Annotated in this window: 13 protein-coding genes; 11 read left to right on the top strand and 2 right to left on the bottom strand. The window is 64.4% G+C overall.

Annotated elements, in window-relative coordinates; translation table 11 throughout:
• Nucleotides 1-142 precede the first annotated feature (142 nt).
• Entirely contained in the window at nt 143-1,402 is a 1,260-nt protein-coding gene (locus tag CCD76_RS07805; protein ID WP_087718963.1) for a tripartite tricarboxylate transporter TctB family protein, read from the bottom strand.
• Nucleotides 1,403-1,457: 55 nt separating this feature from the next.
• A complete protein-coding gene (locus CCD76_RS07810) occupies nt 1,458-2,357 on the bottom strand; it encodes a LysR family transcriptional regulator (protein ID WP_087718964.1) in 900 nt (299 codons plus the stop codon).
• 357 nt (nt 2,358-2,714) lie between these two features.
• Between CCD76_RS07810 and leuC the strand changes: the two genes are divergently transcribed.
• The 11 genes from leuC to accD all read left to right on the top strand — a co-directional run bounded on the left by leuC (nt 2,715) and on the right by accD (nt 15,450).
• Nucleotides 2,715-4,163 (top strand): 3-isopropylmalate dehydratase large subunit, encoded by a 1,449-nt coding sequence (gene leuC / locus CCD76_RS07815; RefSeq protein ID WP_087718965.1) that lies wholly within the window; start codon nt 2,715-2,717, stop codon nt 4,161-4,163.
• Nucleotides 4,164-4,175: 12 nt separating this feature from the next.
• Nucleotides 4,176-4,820, top strand: coding sequence for a 3-isopropylmalate dehydratase small subunit (leuD, locus tag CCD76_RS07820; protein WP_087718966.1), 645 nt, complete (start codon nt 4,176-4,178; stop codon nt 4,818-4,820).
• Nucleotides 4,786-5,589 carry a class I SAM-dependent methyltransferase gene (locus tag CCD76_RS07825; RefSeq protein ID WP_256961204.1) on the top strand — a complete coding sequence of 268 codons (804 nt, stop codon included), beginning with the start codon at nt 4,786-4,788 and terminating at the stop codon, nt 5,587-5,589. Before leuD ends, CCD76_RS07825 begins: the two co-directional genes overlap by 35 nt.
• A 30-nt stretch (nt 5,590-5,619) precedes the next feature.
• Complete coding sequence (gene leuB / locus CCD76_RS07830) at nt 5,620-6,699, top strand: 3-isopropylmalate dehydrogenase (RefSeq protein ID WP_087718968.1); 1,080 nt, start codon at nt 5,620-5,622, stop codon at nt 6,697-6,699.
• Between the two features lie 257 nt (nt 6,700-6,956).
• A complete protein-coding gene (gene asd / locus CCD76_RS07835) occupies nt 6,957-8,072 on the top strand; it encodes an aspartate-semialdehyde dehydrogenase (protein WP_087718969.1) in 1,116 nt (371 codons plus the stop codon).
• A 146-nt stretch (nt 8,073-8,218) separates the two neighbouring features.
• Nucleotides 8,219-10,561, top strand: coding sequence for a type IV pilus assembly protein FimV (locus CCD76_RS07840; RefSeq protein WP_087718970.1), 2,343 nt, complete (start codon nt 8,219-8,221; stop codon nt 10,559-10,561).
• 24 nt (nt 10,562-10,585) lie between these two features.
• Complete coding sequence (truA, locus tag CCD76_RS07845; protein WP_087718971.1) at nt 10,586-11,551, top strand: tRNA pseudouridine(38-40) synthase TruA; 966 nt, start codon at nt 10,586-10,588, stop codon at nt 11,549-11,551.
• Nucleotides 11,548-12,282 carry a phosphoribosylanthranilate isomerase gene (locus CCD76_RS07850; protein ID WP_087718972.1) on the top strand — a complete coding sequence of 245 codons (735 nt, stop codon included), beginning with the start codon at nt 11,548-11,550 and terminating at the stop codon, nt 12,280-12,282. The genes truA and CCD76_RS07850 overlap by 4 nt, the downstream gene beginning before the upstream one ends.
• A gap of 10 nt (nt 12,283-12,292) precedes the next feature.
• Nucleotides 12,293-13,507 carry a tryptophan synthase subunit beta gene (trpB, locus tag CCD76_RS07855; protein WP_087718973.1) on the top strand — a complete coding sequence of 405 codons (1,215 nt, stop codon included), beginning with the start codon at nt 12,293-12,295 and terminating at the stop codon, nt 13,505-13,507.
• 48 nt (nt 13,508-13,555) lie between these two features.
• Nucleotides 13,556-14,386 (top strand): tryptophan synthase subunit alpha, encoded by an 831-nt coding sequence (trpA, locus tag CCD76_RS07860; RefSeq protein WP_087718974.1) that lies wholly within the window; start codon nt 13,556-13,558, stop codon nt 14,384-14,386.
• A 128-nt stretch (nt 14,387-14,514) separates the two neighbouring features.
• Nucleotides 14,515-15,450 (top strand): acetyl-CoA carboxylase, carboxyltransferase subunit beta, encoded by a 936-nt coding sequence (accD, locus tag CCD76_RS07865; protein ID WP_256961205.1) that lies wholly within the window; start codon nt 14,515-14,517, stop codon nt 15,448-15,450.
• Nucleotides 15,451-15,457: the final 7 nt, after the last annotated feature.

A 15,457-nucleotide genomic window follows, 5' to 3' on the forward strand; every position in this document is an offset into this window, starting at 1 on the left:
TTCGCTACGCTCACCCTTCGGGCCAGCCTTCGGCCGTTACTCCCTACGGTCGTTGCGCCTTGCCTGACCATCGCTCGCCGAGTTCCTCCGTGTTCAAAATTTTTCAAGAGGGTTCCTCGGAGCTATTGGTACGACAAAATCGTCACATCGATGAATCCCTATCCTCCTGCTGCCTGTCTCGCTGTTGGCGCTCCTTGACCTTGCGCTGGCGCAACTGCTGGCGGTAGCCATAGGTGGCGCCGCGGATCGTCTCGTCGCTCTCCAGGCTCGACCCGAGTGCGCCGGCCACGGTCGCCACCGATGTCGCCAGCCAGGCCAGCGCCGGAAAGGCGAGCCAGCCGACCGATCGGCCGACCGTTGACTCCAGCAGGCTGGCGGGAACGAACAACACGACCGCCACCAGAAACAGTGCGAAGAGGATGACGTAATAGCACGCCACGCCCGCCAGTAGCGTCATGACCGTGGTCAGATTGTAGAATCGGGTCAACCGGGCGTTGTGGGTATAGTGCTGTGGTTCCCATAAGCCGTGATCGAGGATCAACCAGACGATCATGGCGACGATCGCGGCGATCATCAGGGCGACGAAGCGATAGAGTTCATAGGCAGCGCTGAGTTTCCACAGCGTCGGGAAGATCAGCCCGTAAGCCCCGGTGGCGAAGGCGACCGCGACGATCCGCCGGAACGCGGGCAGGATCGTCCAGGGGCGGTTCGCTCTGACCATGCCGCCCAGCAGCTTGGCGTAGCCCGGCCACTTGGTGGCACTGACGAAACGGACGTCGACGTTCTTCTCGCTGTCATCGGCTGGTGTGACACGTTTTATCGGCACCAGGCGCTCGAAGAGCCGCGAACCCATCAGCTCGCGGGCGTTGCTGTTACGGAGACCGCTCTGCTCGCGGGCCTCACGGCCGTCCTCCATGTGCTGCTGCTGGCGTTCACGGTCGTGGCGGTCGCTGCCGTGATGCATCTCGTTGACCAGGTGCAGGATCGCCTCGCGCAGGCGCTGCCTCAGGGGCGAGATGCACAATGCCGGCAGGGAGATGATCGCGACGCCCAGGTTTTCGCTGGCTTCCGCGAGCGCCATGCGATCGCCACGCAGCAGCGGCAGGTCGGTGATGCAGACCGCGTAATCCCAGCCGTTGGCGCGCTTGATGTTTTCGCCCTGCTCGATGACGTCGGCGGTCGAGTCGTCGGCGCCGATCAGCGGATCGGTGAGGCAGTCGACCCGCCACTGGTGACGATCGTCGGTATGGCGTGCGAGCAGCTCGGGAAGCTCGTCGGCGATGAGGCTGGCGACCCGCTCCGGCAGTTCCGGCGCCGGCACCAGACCCAGCCGCAGGGTGCTTGAGGGCGTGTCCTGCTGTCGTGCCGATTCCCGGGACCTGCCCCGGTCTTCCTGCTCCATGGGTGACTGCTCCTTGATCCGAGTCCGCGGTTGATTGTGCCCTGGGCGGGTGTGACTAAGTGTAGTCGCTTCGTGGGACTTCGGCGGCCCTGAGCGCGTCGAGTTCCGCGATCATCGCGCGTCCGGCGTTGGAGAGCGTGCGCTGCTTGTGCACCAGATAGCCCAGCCGGCGCTCGATCGGCGGGTGCGCCACAGGCAGTACCGCGATGTCGTCGTCGACCATGCTTTCCGGCAGCACGCTCCAGCCCAGCCCGATACCCGCCATCATCTTCAGCGTCTCCAGGTAATTGGTGGAAAGCGCCACATCGATGGTCAATCCCGCGCGACTGAACGATCCCACCACGATATCGCGGGTGAAAGTGAGCGGCCCCGGTAGCACCGCCGGATAGTCCACCAGCGTCGACAGCGGCAGCTCGCCGCGTGCCGCCAGAGGATGGTCGGGCGCGGCGACGAAGCGCAATCGATCGATCCACACCGGCACCGATTCCACCTGCGGATTGGGCCGGGGCGATAGCGTCACCACGGCCAGTTCGATCTCGCCGGCGACGACGCCGTGGTAGGCCTGCTCGGAATCGAGAAAGCGCAGATCCAGATCGACGTCCGGGTAGCGCTGGGTGAAGGCCTTGAGTACCGGAGGGAGCCGGTGCAGGCCGACATGGTGGCTAGTGGCGAGCGTCAGGCTGCCTTCGACGCTGCCGCTCAGGTTGCTCAAAGTACGCCGGCTATCCTCTACCAGCTGCAGGATCTGGCGGGCGCGGGGCAGCAGCAGCCGGCCGGCCTCGGTCAGGCTGACGCGGCGATTGATGCGGTCGAAGAGCTTGGCGCCGGTCTGATGTTCCAGCGTGGCGATGCGCTTGCTGATGGCCGGCTGGGTGAGGTGCAGTTGCTCGCCGGCGAGCGAAAACGACGTCGTGTCGGCGACCGCGATGAAGGCTTGCAGGCTCTGGGTGTCCATGGCGTCGTTCGCTTTCCGTCCGAGGTATTGATGAATTACGAATCGGTGAATTCTGTTATGGAATCCAAAGCATAATCAAGATGAATTGATTTTATGCATGACCGCGCCGTATCTTGGTCGCCACACCATTCGCGAGGCGCTGTCACGGCGTCGCGATTCGCAAGCGTTACGTCACCAAGCTGCCTAAGCTCTGTCTGAAAAATCGACGAGCGATAGCCAGACAAGGCAAAAATCGGCGAAAGAGCGGAGTTTACGCGGAGTAAATGAGCATTTTGAGTCGATTTTTAACGTCGTATGGGTGAGCGCAGACATTTTTCAGATAAAGCGTAAGACAGCGTGACGGAGGAGATAACACACATGGCAAGCCAGACGCTCTACGACAAACTCTGGGCGCAGCACCTGGTGACTCAGCGCGACGACGGTTCGGCGCTGATCTACATCGATCGTCACCTGCTGCACGAAGTCACCTCGCCGCAGGCGTTCGAAGGGCTGCGTCTGACCGGCCGCAAGCCGTGGCGCCGCGACGCCAACCTGGCGACGCCGGACCACAACGTGCCGACCACGCTCAAGGAGCGCAGCGCCGGTAACGCCGGGATTCTCGACGATGTCTCGCGCATTCAGGTGGAAACCCTGGATGCCAACTGCGAGAGCTTCGAGATCGAGGAGTTCCGCATCAACGACGAACGCCAGGGCATCGTTCACGTGGTCGGGCCGGAGCAGGGCGCCACGCTGCCGGGGATGACCGTGGTCTGCGGCGATTCCCACACCGCGACCCACGGCGCCTTCGCTGCGCTTTCCCACGGCATCGGCACGTCCGAGGTCGAGCACGTGCTCGCCACCCAGTGCCTGATCGCCCAGAAAATGAAGAACATGCAGGTGCGCGTGGAAGGCAAGCTGGGCCTCGGCGTCACCGCCAAGGATATCGTGCTGGCGATCATCGGCCGTATCGGCACCGCTGGCGGCACCGGGTACGCCATCGAGTTTGCCGGCAGCGCGATCCGCGAGCTTTCCATGGAAGGCCGCATGACGATCTGCAACATGGCGATCGAAGCTGGCGCCCGCGTGGGACTGGTGGCGGTGGATGACACCACGATCGATTACCTGAAGGGTCGCCCCTATGCACCCACTGCCGAGCAGTGGCCGGCGGCGGTCGAAGCCTGGCGTGATCTGGTCTCCGACGACGGCGCGCACTTCGACAAGGTCGTCGAACTCGACGCCGCCGAGATCGAGCCGCAGGTGACCTGGGGCACCAGCCCGGAAATGGTCGCCAACGTTTCCGCCGCGGTGCCCGATCCGGCCAGTGCCGATGACGAGACCGTCACTCAGGGCATGACGCGTGCGCTGGAGTACATGGGGCTGTCCGCCGGGCAGAAGATCACCGATATCCGGCTCGACAAGGTGTTCATCGGCTCCTGCACCAACTCGCGGATCGAGGATCTGCGCGAAGCCGCCAAGGTCGCCCGGGGGCGCAAGGTCGCCGACAACATCCAGCTGGCGATGGTGGTGCCGGGCTCCGGGCTGGTGAAGCGGTTGGCCGAAGCCGAAGGGCTCGACAAGGTCTTCATCGAAGCGGGCTTCGAGTGGCGCGAGCCGGGCTGCTCGATGTGTCTGGCGATGAACGCCGACAAGCTGGGCGCCGGCGAGCGTTGCGCATCGACCTCCAATCGCAACTTCGAGGGGCGTCAGGGTTATGGCGGGCGTACACACCTGGTGAGCCCGGCAATGGCGGCGGCCGCCGCCATCGAAGGCCACTTCGTGGATGTCCGAAGCTATGACTATGACCGCGCCGATGCGATGAGTGCCTAAGGAGACCAGACGATGAAAAAGTTCGAACGCCTGCAGGGTCTGGTCGCGCCGCTGGATCGCGCCAATGTCGATACCGACCTGATCATTCCCAAGCAGTTTCTGAAGTCGATCAAGCGTACCGGCTTCGGCCCCAACCTGTTCGACGAGCTGCGCTATCTCGACGAGGGCTATCCGGGCCAGGATACCGCCAGCCGCCCGCTCAATCCGGATTTCGTGCTCAATCAGCCGCGCTATCGCGATGCGCAGGTGCTGCTGGCACGGCGCAATTTTGGCTGCGGCAGTTCCCGCGAGCACGCCCCCTGGGCGCTGGACGATTTCGGCTTCCGCGTGGTGATCGCGCCGAGTTTTGCCGATATCTTCTACAACAACTCGTTCAAGAACGGCATCCTGCTGATCACGCTCGACGAGGCGACGGTGGACCGGCTGTTCCAGGAAACGGAAGCCAGCGAAGGCTATCGTCTCGATATCGATCTCGAAGGGCAGCAGGTGATCACGCCGAACGGCGAGGCGATTCCGTTCGAGGTCGATGCGTTCCGCAAGCACTGCCTGCTGGAAGGCCTCGATGACATCGGGCTGACGCTCGAGCAGGCCGGCGCCATCCGCGACTACGAAGGCCATCATCGTGCCGCGAACCCGTGGCTGTTCCGCGATGCATGATTCGGGCAGAAGTGGCGGCCACAGCGATGTGGTAGAACGCCAGTTCGGCGGTCAGGCGGGCGCCTATCTGTCGAGCCAGGTGCACGCCCAGGGCGCCGAGTTCGCCCAGTTGCGGGAGCGTGTCGCAAGGCTCGATGCGCCCCGTGTGCTGGATCTCGGCTGCGGCGCGGGACATGTCAGCTTTCAGGTCGCCGATCTGGCGGAGGAGGTCGTGGCTTATGATCTCTCTCCGCGGATGCTCGAGGTGGTCGGCGAGGCGGCCAGCGAACGCGGCTTCGGCAATATCCGCACGGTGCAGGGTGTCGCGGAGTCGCTGCCGTTTGCCGACGATAGTTTCGATGTCGTCTGCAGCCGTTTCTCCGCCCATCACTGGCGCGATGTGGGGCTGGCGCTGCGCGAGGCGAGGCGCGTCCTCAAGCCCGGCGGTCTGGCGGGTTTCATCGACGTCGCCGCTTCCGAGCAGCCGCTGTTCGACAGCTTTCTGCAGACCGTCGAGATGCTGCGGGATACCAGTCATGTACGCGACTACGCGCCGAGTGAGTGGGCGCAGATGGTTGGCGAGGCCGGGCTCGTGGTGACGGCCAGTTCGCGCCAGCGACTGCGGCTGGATTTCGATACCTGGATTGCGCGAATGCGTACGCCCGACGTCATGCGCGACGCGATCCGTCATCTGCAGCAGCAGGTGGGTCAGGAAGTCCGCGATGCCTTCGAGATCGGCGATGATGGCTCCTTCACCACGGACATGCTGGTGCTGTGGGCCACGAAGTGACAAGTCAAGGAACACGTTCGAGGAAAATGCATGAGCAAGAAGATTCTGGTGTTGCCCGGCGATGGCATCGGCCCGGAAATCACCGCCGAGGCGGTCAAGATCCTGAATGCCTGCCGTGAGGCGGGGCTGGACGCGGAGCTGGAAGAGGGGCTGGTCGGCGGCGCCGGTTTTGATGCCGAGGGGCATCCGTTGCCCGAGTCCACGCTGGAGAAGGCCAAGGCCGCCGATGCGATCCTGCTCGGCGCCGTGGGCGGCCCCAAGTGGGATACGCTGGAAGATCTGAGCAAGCGTCCCGAAAAGGGGCTGCTGGGGCTGCGCAAGAACCTCAACCTGTTCGGCAACCTGCGCCCGGCGCTGCTCTATCCGCAGCTGGCCGAGGCGTCGACGCTGAAGCCGGAAGTCGTCTCCGGGCTCGATATCATGATCGTGCGCGAGCTGACCGGCGGTATCTATTTCGGCCAGCCGCGCGGCATCGAGGAGCGCGACGGTGAGCGGGTCGGGTTCAATACCTACGTCTACTCCGAGTCCGAGATCGAGCGCATCGGTCGCGTCGCCTTCGAGATGGCGCAGAAGCGGGGCAAGAAGCTCTGCTCGGTGGACAAGGCCAACGTGCTGGAAGTCACCATCCTGTGGCGCGAAGTGATGAATCGGCTGGCCCCGGAATACCCGGACGTCGAGCTGTCGCACATGTACGTCGACAACGCCGCGATGCAGCTGGTGCGCGCGCCCAAGCAGTTTGATGTGGTGGTGACCGGCAACATGTTCGGCGACATTCTGTCCGATGCGGCGGCCATGCTCACCGGTTCGATCGGCATGCTGCCGTCCGCGTCGCTCAACGAGAAGCAGCAGGGCATGTACGAGCCGTGTCACGGCAGCGCGCCGGATATCGCAGGCCAAGGCCTCGCCAACCCGCTGGCGACGATTCTGTCGGTGGCGATGATGCTGCGCTACTCGCTGGGCGAGCCGGCGCTGGCCGATCGTATCGAGCGCGCCGTGGGCAAGGTGCTGGATCAGGGCCTACGCACCGCGGACATCGCCTATCCGGGCACCCGCCAGGTTTCCACCAGCGAAATGGGCGACGCGGTGCTGGCGGCTTTTGCCGAGTCCTGAGCCGAATGCGCTAAACTGGTATCATTCACGTCTTCACTTGCTGATGATGCGACGACCAAAATGGGTCGTCGTGTCACATCCATAGTTACTAAAAGTGCCAGTTGGATCGGCGAGCGGAGTCAAGCGCGAGGCGCACGGAGCGCAGGATCCCGAGCATATGGGCTATATGTGAGGTTTCCGAGCACCGCGCAACGAAGCGATTGATCCGCGTAGCCATTCAAATGGTGCTTTTTCTAAAAAATTCGGGGTACGCCATTATGTTGAAAGTCGGATTCGTCGGCTGGCGCGGTATGGTCGGTTCCGTGCTGATGCAACGGATGCTGGACGACAATGATTTCGCCGGGCTCGAGCCGGTCTTCTTCTCCACCTCCCAGGCCGGTCAGGCCGGGCCGGGTATCGGCGTCGAAGTGCCGGCGCTTAAGGATGCCAACGACATCGAATCGCTCAAGGCGATGGACGTGATCGTGACGTGCCAGGGAGGTGACTACACCAGCGCAGTCTATAAGCCGCTGCGTCAGGCTGGCTGGAAGGGCTACTGGATCGATGCGGCCAGTACCCTGCGCATGGCGGACGAGTCGACCATCGTGCTCGATCCGGTCAACCGTCACGTGATCGATGCCCAGCTGGCCAAGGGCGCCAAGACCTTCGTCGGCGGCAACTGCACCGTGAGCCTGATGTTGATGGGCCTGGGCGGGCTGTTCGAGGCCGACCTGGTCGAGTGGATGACCTCCATGACCTATCAGGCCGCTTCCGGTTCCGGCGCCAAGCACATGCGCGAACTGCTGTCTCAGATGGGCTCGCTGCACTCGGCCGTCGCTACTGATCTCGCCACGCCGTCCAGCGCCATTCTCGACATCGATCGCGACGTTACCGCTCGCATGCGCAGCGGCGAGTTCCCGGTCGACAACTTCGGCGCGCCGCTGGCCGGCAGCCTGTTGCCGTGGATCGACAAGGCGATGGACAACGGCCAGAGCAAGGAAGAGTGGAAAGGCGGCGTCGAGACCAACAAGATTCTCGCCACCGGCGACAACCCGATTCCCATCGACGGCCTGTGCGTGCGCATCGGCGCGATGCGTTCGCACAGCCAGGCATTCACCATCAAGCTCAAGCAGGACGTGCCGCTCGACGAGATCGAGGATCGGCTGGCCAAGCACAACGACTGGGTCCAGGTCGTGCCCAACGACAAGGACGCGACGCTTGAGCACCTCACGCCGGCAGCCGTTAGCGGTACTCTGACAATCCCGGTGGGTCGCCTGCGCAAGCTGGCCATGGGCGGCGAGTACCTGACCGCGTTCAGCGTCGGCGACCAGCTGTTGTGGGGTGCCGCCGAGCCGCTGAAGCGCATGCTCAAGATCCTCCGCGAACAAGCCTGAGCATCACGCCGACATGAGTTGTCCGAGCCCCGCCAGTGACACTGGCGGGGCTCTTTGCTATTCAGGCCGTGGCGCCATATTCAAGTTTATCCAGTCCTTGCCGATGAGTGAGTCGAGGCTTACCCCAATTCGTCGGCGAGGAAACCATGCGGCAACGGCTTACAACGATCACCGGCGGGCTCTGCCTGGTGCTTGCCTCGTCGGTCCATGCCCTCGGCATCGGCGATCCACAGCAGGTATCACCGCTCAACCGGCCGCTGCACGTGGTGCTGCCCCTGACCGATGGAAGCGGCCTCGAGGCCTCGCAGATATCGGTAGCCGTTGCCGATGACGCGGCTTACCGGCAATCCGGATTGTCCCGCAGCCCCTTGGTGGACGCGCTGTCGGCCAAGGTCGTGCGCCGTGACGGCGATCTGGCACTGATTCTCGATAGCTCGCGCCGCGTGCGGGAGCCGTTTCTCGATCTGCTGCTGGTGGTGACCTGGCCAGGCGGTCAGTGGCGGCGCGATGTATCGCTGCTGTTCGACCCCGTCGACTACGCCAGTTCGCAGCCACTGCTGAATGGCGATCGCGATCCCGCGTCGGGATATCCGGTAGCGCGGGGCGTGGTAACGCAGGCCACGGCGATGCGAAGCTCTGCTGCCGGGCCTGCCGACGCCGTCGAACCAGCATTGAGCGATCCGCCCGCATGGCCCACACAAGTCACCGTTCGCCCCGGCGATTCACTATCCACCCTGGCGGCTTCACTGTTGCCTCGAACCGGGGTTGGCCGCCAGCCGCTGATGCTGGCCCTGTATCGCTCCAACCCCGGCGCCTTCATCGAGGGAGACATCGATCGGCTGCGGGCTGGCGTCAGCCTGGAAGTGCCCGCAATCGCGGCCGTGACCGATATCTCGCCAGGGGAGGCGGCATCCCGGCTCGGCGAGCTCGCCCGTCAAACGGACGACGGCCGCCCGATGATCGATATCGTGGCGCGCGCTGCGGCTTCGGAGGCGTCCGACCCCGATCGGCTCGCTGCACTGACACAACAGTTAGCCGACCTGACTGCCATCACCGAACGCCAACGCGCGACGATTGCTGCGTTGCAATCCGAGCGTGACGCGCTGCAGGGCGCGCTCGCGGCCGTCTCTGAGCCATCCACGACGGCAACAAACGCAAACAATGCAAACGCAACCGATGGCGCCTCTGGGCAGGAAAGCGTGCAGAGCGGCACGCCTGTCGTCAGTGCTGTCGCCATTGCGGCTGCGCAGGCCGCGGCCCCGGCGCCTTCCCGCGCGGAGCCGCCCGAGACCGCTGCCAGCGAAAAGACCGTAACGGCATCGACCGGGCCGGCGCCCGCGTCGTCACCTTCGCTATGGCAGCGGCTGCTGGGGCATCTCGACTGGATCGGCGGCGGAGTCCTGATCGTCCTGCTGCTGCTATGGATCTGGGAACGACGCCGCCGTGCGCGTCACGAAGTCGACGAGCCCGCCGATGAGGTGGTGCCGGATGCCGCCGATCCGTCCCCGCTGGCGGCCAGTCGCCAGGCTGCGGTATCGGTAGCGCCGCGTCGGTCGCTGCCGGAAGTGGATGTCGACTCGGTCTCGATCAGTCAGGCGGATATCTTCATGGCCTATGGGCGCCATGCCGAGGCGCGCGACTGGCTGCGCCAGCAACTGGCCCAGAAAGAAAATGCGCAATTTCGTCTGGGGCTGTTGAGAGCTTTGGGCGAGTTGCGTGACATGGACGCGCTGGAACAGGCGCTCTCCGGCTTCGGTGACGACGCCACTCCCGAACAGCGCCGGGAAGGGCAGGCTCTGGTCGATGATTATCGTGCCCGCTACGTCGAGGAGAGCTGGCAGGAGGCGACCGGCGAAACGGAAGAGGAGGGCGAGACGGCCCCGCAGGATACGGTGGAGGATGTCGACGCGTTGTTCGAGTCGCAGGCCAGTCAGGTCGAGTCCGGCGCAGTTCGTGACGAGGCCGATGAGGTGCGTACCAATACCGATGAGGTTCGGCCCGAGACCGACGCGGTGCGTGACGAGACCGATGAGCCCGCCGTGCGTTCGGAAGCCTCGTCCCCGGCTGAATCCGCTTCCCGGACCAATTCCATGTCGGTGCTGTTCGATGACGATCTGACACCGTCTGCCGAGTCTTCGACCCTCACCCATATCGACTACGAAGCCCCAAAGCTGGAACTGGACGCCGGGCGGCGCGAGGTCACGTCGCCAGCGGATTCGGCATCCTCCTCGCTGGACGGCGGGAGCGAGGCATCGTCGCTGACGATGCCGGACATCGATTTTTCCGCCCTCTCGCTGGAATCGACGAGCGAGATGGCACCAGACGGCGGGTCTTGGGCGGACACGGGCAGCGATCGTCCCGAGGTGCCGGATGTCGCTTCGCCGGCGCGTAGCGGCGAGACGCGTGACACGCTTCGGGAAGTTCCTGCGGGGTGGGATGTCGAGGAGGTGGAATTCGAGCCGTCGCATCGGGATAATGGGCGCCCCTAACGACTTTGGGCTGCACAGGTTTCGATGGCGTTTTTCTCCCGGCAGGACGACAACCATCCGCTCAGCGGTCGCTTGGCCCTCGGCGTCGAGTATGACGGTACGCGTTACTGTGGCTGGCAGCGGTTGCGCCATGCCGACTCGGTGCAGGGCGCGCTCGAGGCGGCATTGAGCAAGATCGCCGCCACGCCCGTGCGTGTGCTCTGCAGCGGCCGCACCGATAGCGGCGTCCATGCCACGCGCCAGATCGTTCATTTCGATGCGCCGGTGGTGCGTACCCAGAAAGCCTGGCTGTTCGGCGCCAATGCCCAGTTGCCGCGCGATATCGCGGTACGCTGGCTGACGCCGGTTTCCGACGATTTTCACGCTCGCTTTTCGGCCCTGGCAAGACGTTACCGCTATATCATCCTCAACCAGCCGACGCGCCCGGTGATGGAGCGTCACAATGTGACCTGGTGTCGCGAGCCGCTGGATGCGGAGCGCATGCATCGCGCCGCCCAGGCGCTGGTCGGCGAGCATGATTTCTCCAGCTACCGGGCCGCCGGCTGTCAGTCGAAGGTGCCGATTCGTCATCTGCATTTCATCGACGTCCGCCGTTTCGGGCCGATCGTGATGATCGATGTTCAGGCCAACGCCTTTCTTCATCACATGATTCGCAACATCGCTGGCGTACTGATGGCGGTCGGCCGGGGGAATGAGGACGAGGCGTACCCCGCGCGGCTGTTGTCGCTCAGGGATCGCAAGTCGGGCAACGTGACGGCGCCGGCCTGCGGCCTGCATTTCGTCGATGTGCGCTTCGATGAGCGCTTCGCGCTGCCGGAAGAACCGGTGGGCCCGCAACTGCTATCCTTTCTCGGTGAGTGGACCGGTGAGCGTGGTGAAATCCCGGATACGCCGCTGATGCGCCGCCGTCGCGTGTGGCCGAAATGGATCGACGATCAGGGCCGGGTAGTCGATCAGCCTCCCCAGGCCTGCTTGGAGACCACGTCATGAATCCCGTCAGGATCAAGATCTGCGGTTTGACCCGTCGTGAAGACATCGCGGCGGCCGTTGCCAGCGGGGCCGATGCACTCGGCTTCGTGATGTGGCCGGGAAGCGCGCGCGCGCTCGATCTCGATACGCTCGCGTCGCTCAGCGCCTCGGTGTCGCCGTTCGTGACACGTGTGGGGCTGTTCGTCGGCCCGAGCGTGGCCGATGTCGAGATGTGTCTGCCTTATCTCGACCTGCTACAGTTCCATGGTGACGAGTCGCCCGAATTCTGCGCGCGTTTCGGCAAGCCCTGGATCAAGGCGCTGCGCATGCACGATGATATCGATCTGCAGGCAGCAGTCGATACCTACGCCGGTGCCGGCGCGCTGCTGCTCGATGCCTATCGCCCCGGCGTGCCCGGTGGCACCGGGAAAACCTTCGACTGGCAGCGTATCCCGGCGGATCTGGCGAAACCCGTCATTCTCGCCGGCGGCCTGACGCCGGACAACGTCGCCGACGCCGTGGCGCAGGTACGACCCTATGCGGTCGATGTCTCCGGCGGCGTTGAAGCGATGCACCCTGTCGACACGTCTTCCGTGGCGTCGTCGCCTGAGACGGGCACGCGAAAGGGAATCAAGGATGCCTCTCGCATCCGAGCCTTCTGCGAACGCGTACAGGCGATGAACGTTTCGCTCGCGTCGGCACCGTCCAGTGCCGATCCAGTCACGTCCCATTCATCCACCGCCACATCATGAGGGTCCCTTCGTGAGCCGATTCCACGATTTGACGCAACTGCCGGATGCTCGCGGCCACTTCGGTCCTTACGGTGGCCGCTTCGTTTCCGAGACCTTGAGTTTCGCTCTCGAAGAGCTCGAAAACATCTATGCGAGTCTCAAGAACGATCCCGAATTCCAGGCGGAGTTCGACTATGACCTGAAGCATTACGTCGGCCGGCCGTCGCCGCTCTACCACGCCGAACGCTGGTCGCGCGAGATCGGTGGTGCGCAGATCTGGCTCAAGCGCGAGGATCTGAATCACACCGGCGCGCACAAGGTGAACAACACCATCGGTCAGGCGCTGCTGGCCAAGAAGGCCGGCAAGCCGCGCGTGATCGCCGAGACCGGTGCCGGTCAGCACGGCGTCGCCACGGCGACGGTTGCCGCGCGCCTGGGGCTGAAGTGCGAGATCTACATGGGCGCCGAGGACGTCGAGCGCCAGAAGCTGAACGTCTACCGCATGCATCTGCTGGGCGCCAAGGTGGTGCCGGTGGAGTCCGGCTCGCGCACGCTCAAGGATGCCATGAACGAGGCGCTGCGCGACTGGGTCACCAACGTCGACGACACCTTCTACATCATCGGCACGGTGGCGGGTCCGCACCCCTATCCGATGCTGGTGCGCGATTTCAGCGCAGTCGTCGGCCGCGAGGCGCGTCGTCAGTCGCTCGAGCAGATCGGTCGGTTGCCCGACGCGCTGGTGGCCTGCGTCGGCGGTGGTTCCAACGCCATGGGCCTGTTCTATCCGTTCGTCGAGGATGACGATGTCGCCATGTACGGCGTCGAGGCCGGTGGTGAAGGCGTCGCCACCGGGCGCCACGCCGCGCCGCTGACCGCCAATGCGCCTCGCGGCGTGCTCCACGGCAACCGGACCTACCTGATGTCCGACGAGGGCGGGCAGGTCGCTGACACGCAGTCGATCTCCGCCGGTCTCGACTATCCCGGCGTCGGCCCCGAGCACGCGCTGTGGAAGGATGTCGGTCGCGTGCGCTACGTGGCGGCGGACGACAACGAGGTGCTGGCGGCCTTCCGTGAGCTGACGCTCGTTGAAGGCATCATGCCGGCGCTGGAGTCGTCGCATGCCCTGGCTCACGCCAAGAAGCTGGCAGGGGAGATGTCCCCGGAGCAGCATATCGTCGTCAACCTGTCCGGGCGTGGTGACAAGGATATCCATACCGTCGCCAAACTCGACGGAATCGAATTTTGATGGCCGGCGCCGACAGGACGATGGCCGGCGACATGACTCGAGGGCGACATGAATCGTATTGAACACAACCGTATCGACCAGCGCTTTGCCGAACTGAAGGCTCAGGGCCGTACGGCGCTCATTCCCTATATCACCGCTGGCGACCCGGCTCCGGCGCACACGGTCGATTTCATGCATGCCTGCGTGGAAGCTGGCGCTGACGTGATCGAGCTGGGTGTGCCGTTCTCGGACCCGATGGCCGATGGTCCGGTAATCCAGAAGGCCTGCGAGCGGGCGCTGGTACACGGCACGCGACTGCAGCATGTGCTGGAGATGGTCGCTGAATTCCGCCAGCGGGACAGCGAAACGCCCGTGGTGCTGATGGGGTATCTCAATCCCATCGAGCGGATGGGGTATGACGTCTTCACGCGCCAGGCCCAGGCTTCCGGGGTCGATGGCGTGCTGGTGGTCGACATGCCCCCGGAGGAGGCGGGCGATAACGCCGCACTGTTCGCGGAGCACGGCCTGCAGTCGATCTTCCTGCTGGCGCCGACGACCTCCGAGGCGCGCGCTCGCGCGATCTGCGAACACGGCGAGGGCTACCTCTACTACGTCTCTCTCAAGGGCGTGACCGGGGCCGCCACGCTGGACGCCGACGCCGTCGGCGAGCAGTTGAACAAGTTGCGCCGTATCACCGAACTGCCGCTGTGCGTGGGCTTCGGCATTCGCGACGGGGCCACCGCAGCGGCCATCGGCCGTGTCGCCGATGGCGTGATCGTCGGCAGCGCCCTGGTCGGACGCATCGCCGAGCATGCCGATGACCCGGCGTCCATTCCCGCCGCGCTGAAATCGATTCTCGGCGAGATGCGCGAAGCGCTCGACCGGGAAGCGGCCGGCTGAGCCGCTGCCGCCGATTTGGTATCATTCAGCGTTTGCGGTTGTCGCGACAGCCGTTCGTCGCGGTTGTCGTCATTACTTTTTATGTCGTCATTACTTTCTATTTAGGCAAATAGGGAATCGTTCCTGACATGAGCTGGCTAGACAAGATCGTCCCGTCGATGAGCCGCATCCAGCGCAACGACCGCCGCGCCAGCGTGCCGGACGGCCTGTGGCGCAAGTGCCCGAACTGTGAATCGGTGCTCTATCTTCCCGAGCTGGAGAAGCACCAGAACGTTTGTCCCAAATGTCAGCATCATCTGCGGCTGACCGCGCGCAAGCGTCTCAACTGGTTCCTTGATGCCGAAGGGCGTGAAGAGATCGCGGGGGATCTTCAGCCGAGCGACCGCCTCAAGTTCCGGGACTCCAAGAAGTACAAGGATCGCCTGGCATCGGCCCAGAAAGCGACCGACGAGAACGACGCGCTGATCGCCATGCGCGGCACGCTGGATGACCTGCCCGTCGTCGCGGTAGCGTTCGAGTTCTCCTTCATGGGCGGCTCCATGGGCGCCGTGGTCGGCGAGAAGTTCGTCCGTGCCGCCACGCTGGCCCTGGAAGAAGAGATTCCGCTGGTCTGCTTCGCTGCCTCCGGCGGCGCCCGCATGCAGGAAGCGCTGTTCTCGCTGATGCAGATGGCCAAGACTTCCGCGGCGCTGGAGAAGCTCAAGCTGGCCGGCGTACCCTACATCTCCGTGCTCACTGATCCGGTCTTCGGGGGCGTTTCGGCGTCGCTGGCGATGCTGGGTGACCTCAACGTGGCCGAACCCAATGCGCTCATCGGGTTTGCCGGCCCGCGCGTCATCGAGCAGACGGTGCGAGAGACATTGCCGGAAGGCTTCCAGCGCAGCGAATTCCTGCTCGAACACGGCACCGTGGACATGATCATCCCGCGTCCCGAGATGCGTGAGCGGTTGGGCAGCATTCTGCGCAAGCTGACGCACCAACCGCCGGCTGGCCAGGTCGCGGACGAGAGCGAGGATTTCTCGCCGCTGGCCGACGAGCCGGACGCGATCCAGGCACCCCGTTGAGGAACCG

The sequence above is a fragment of the Salinicola salarius genome (assembly GCF_002179555.1).
In the GTDB taxonomy this organism is placed as follows: Bacteria; Pseudomonadota; Gammaproteobacteria; order Pseudomonadales; family Halomonadaceae; genus Salinicola; species Salinicola salarius_A.

Bases quoted from the DNA above. Each gene is read 5' to 3' on its own strand.
- CCD76_RS07805 (WP_087718963.1), bottom strand. From the start codon at position 1,402: ATGGAGCAGGAAGACCGGGGCAGGTCCCGGGAATCGGCACGACAGCAG.
- CCD76_RS07810 (WP_087718964.1), bottom strand. From the start codon at position 2,357: ATGGACACCCAGAGCCTGCAAGCCTTCATCGCGGTCGCCGACACGACG.
- leuC (WP_087718965.1), top strand. From the start codon at position 2,715: ATGGCAAGCCAGACGCTCTACGACAAACTCTGGGCGCAGCACCTGGTG.
- leuD (WP_087718966.1), top strand. From the start codon at position 4,176: ATGAAAAAGTTCGAACGCCTGCAGGGTCTGGTCGCGCCGCTGGATCGC.
- leuB (WP_087718968.1), top strand. From the start codon at position 5,620: ATGAGCAAGAAGATTCTGGTGTTGCCCGGCGATGGCATCGGCCCGGAA.
- asd (WP_087718969.1), top strand. From the start codon at position 6,957: ATGTTGAAAGTCGGATTCGTCGGCTGGCGCGGTATGGTCGGTTCCGTG.
- CCD76_RS07840 (WP_087718970.1), top strand. From the start codon at position 8,219: ATGCGGCAACGGCTTACAACGATCACCGGCGGGCTCTGCCTGGTGCTT.
- truA (WP_087718971.1), top strand. From the start codon at position 10,586: ATGGCGTTTTTCTCCCGGCAGGACGACAACCATCCGCTCAGCGGTCGC.
- CCD76_RS07850 (WP_087718972.1), top strand. From the start codon at position 11,548: ATGAATCCCGTCAGGATCAAGATCTGCGGTTTGACCCGTCGTGAAGAC.
- trpA (WP_087718974.1), top strand. From the start codon at position 13,556: ATGAATCGTATTGAACACAACCGTATCGACCAGCGCTTTGCCGAACTG.
- accD (WP_256961205.1), top strand. From the start codon at position 14,515: ATGAGCTGGCTAGACAAGATCGTCCCGTCGATGAGCCGCATCCAGCGC.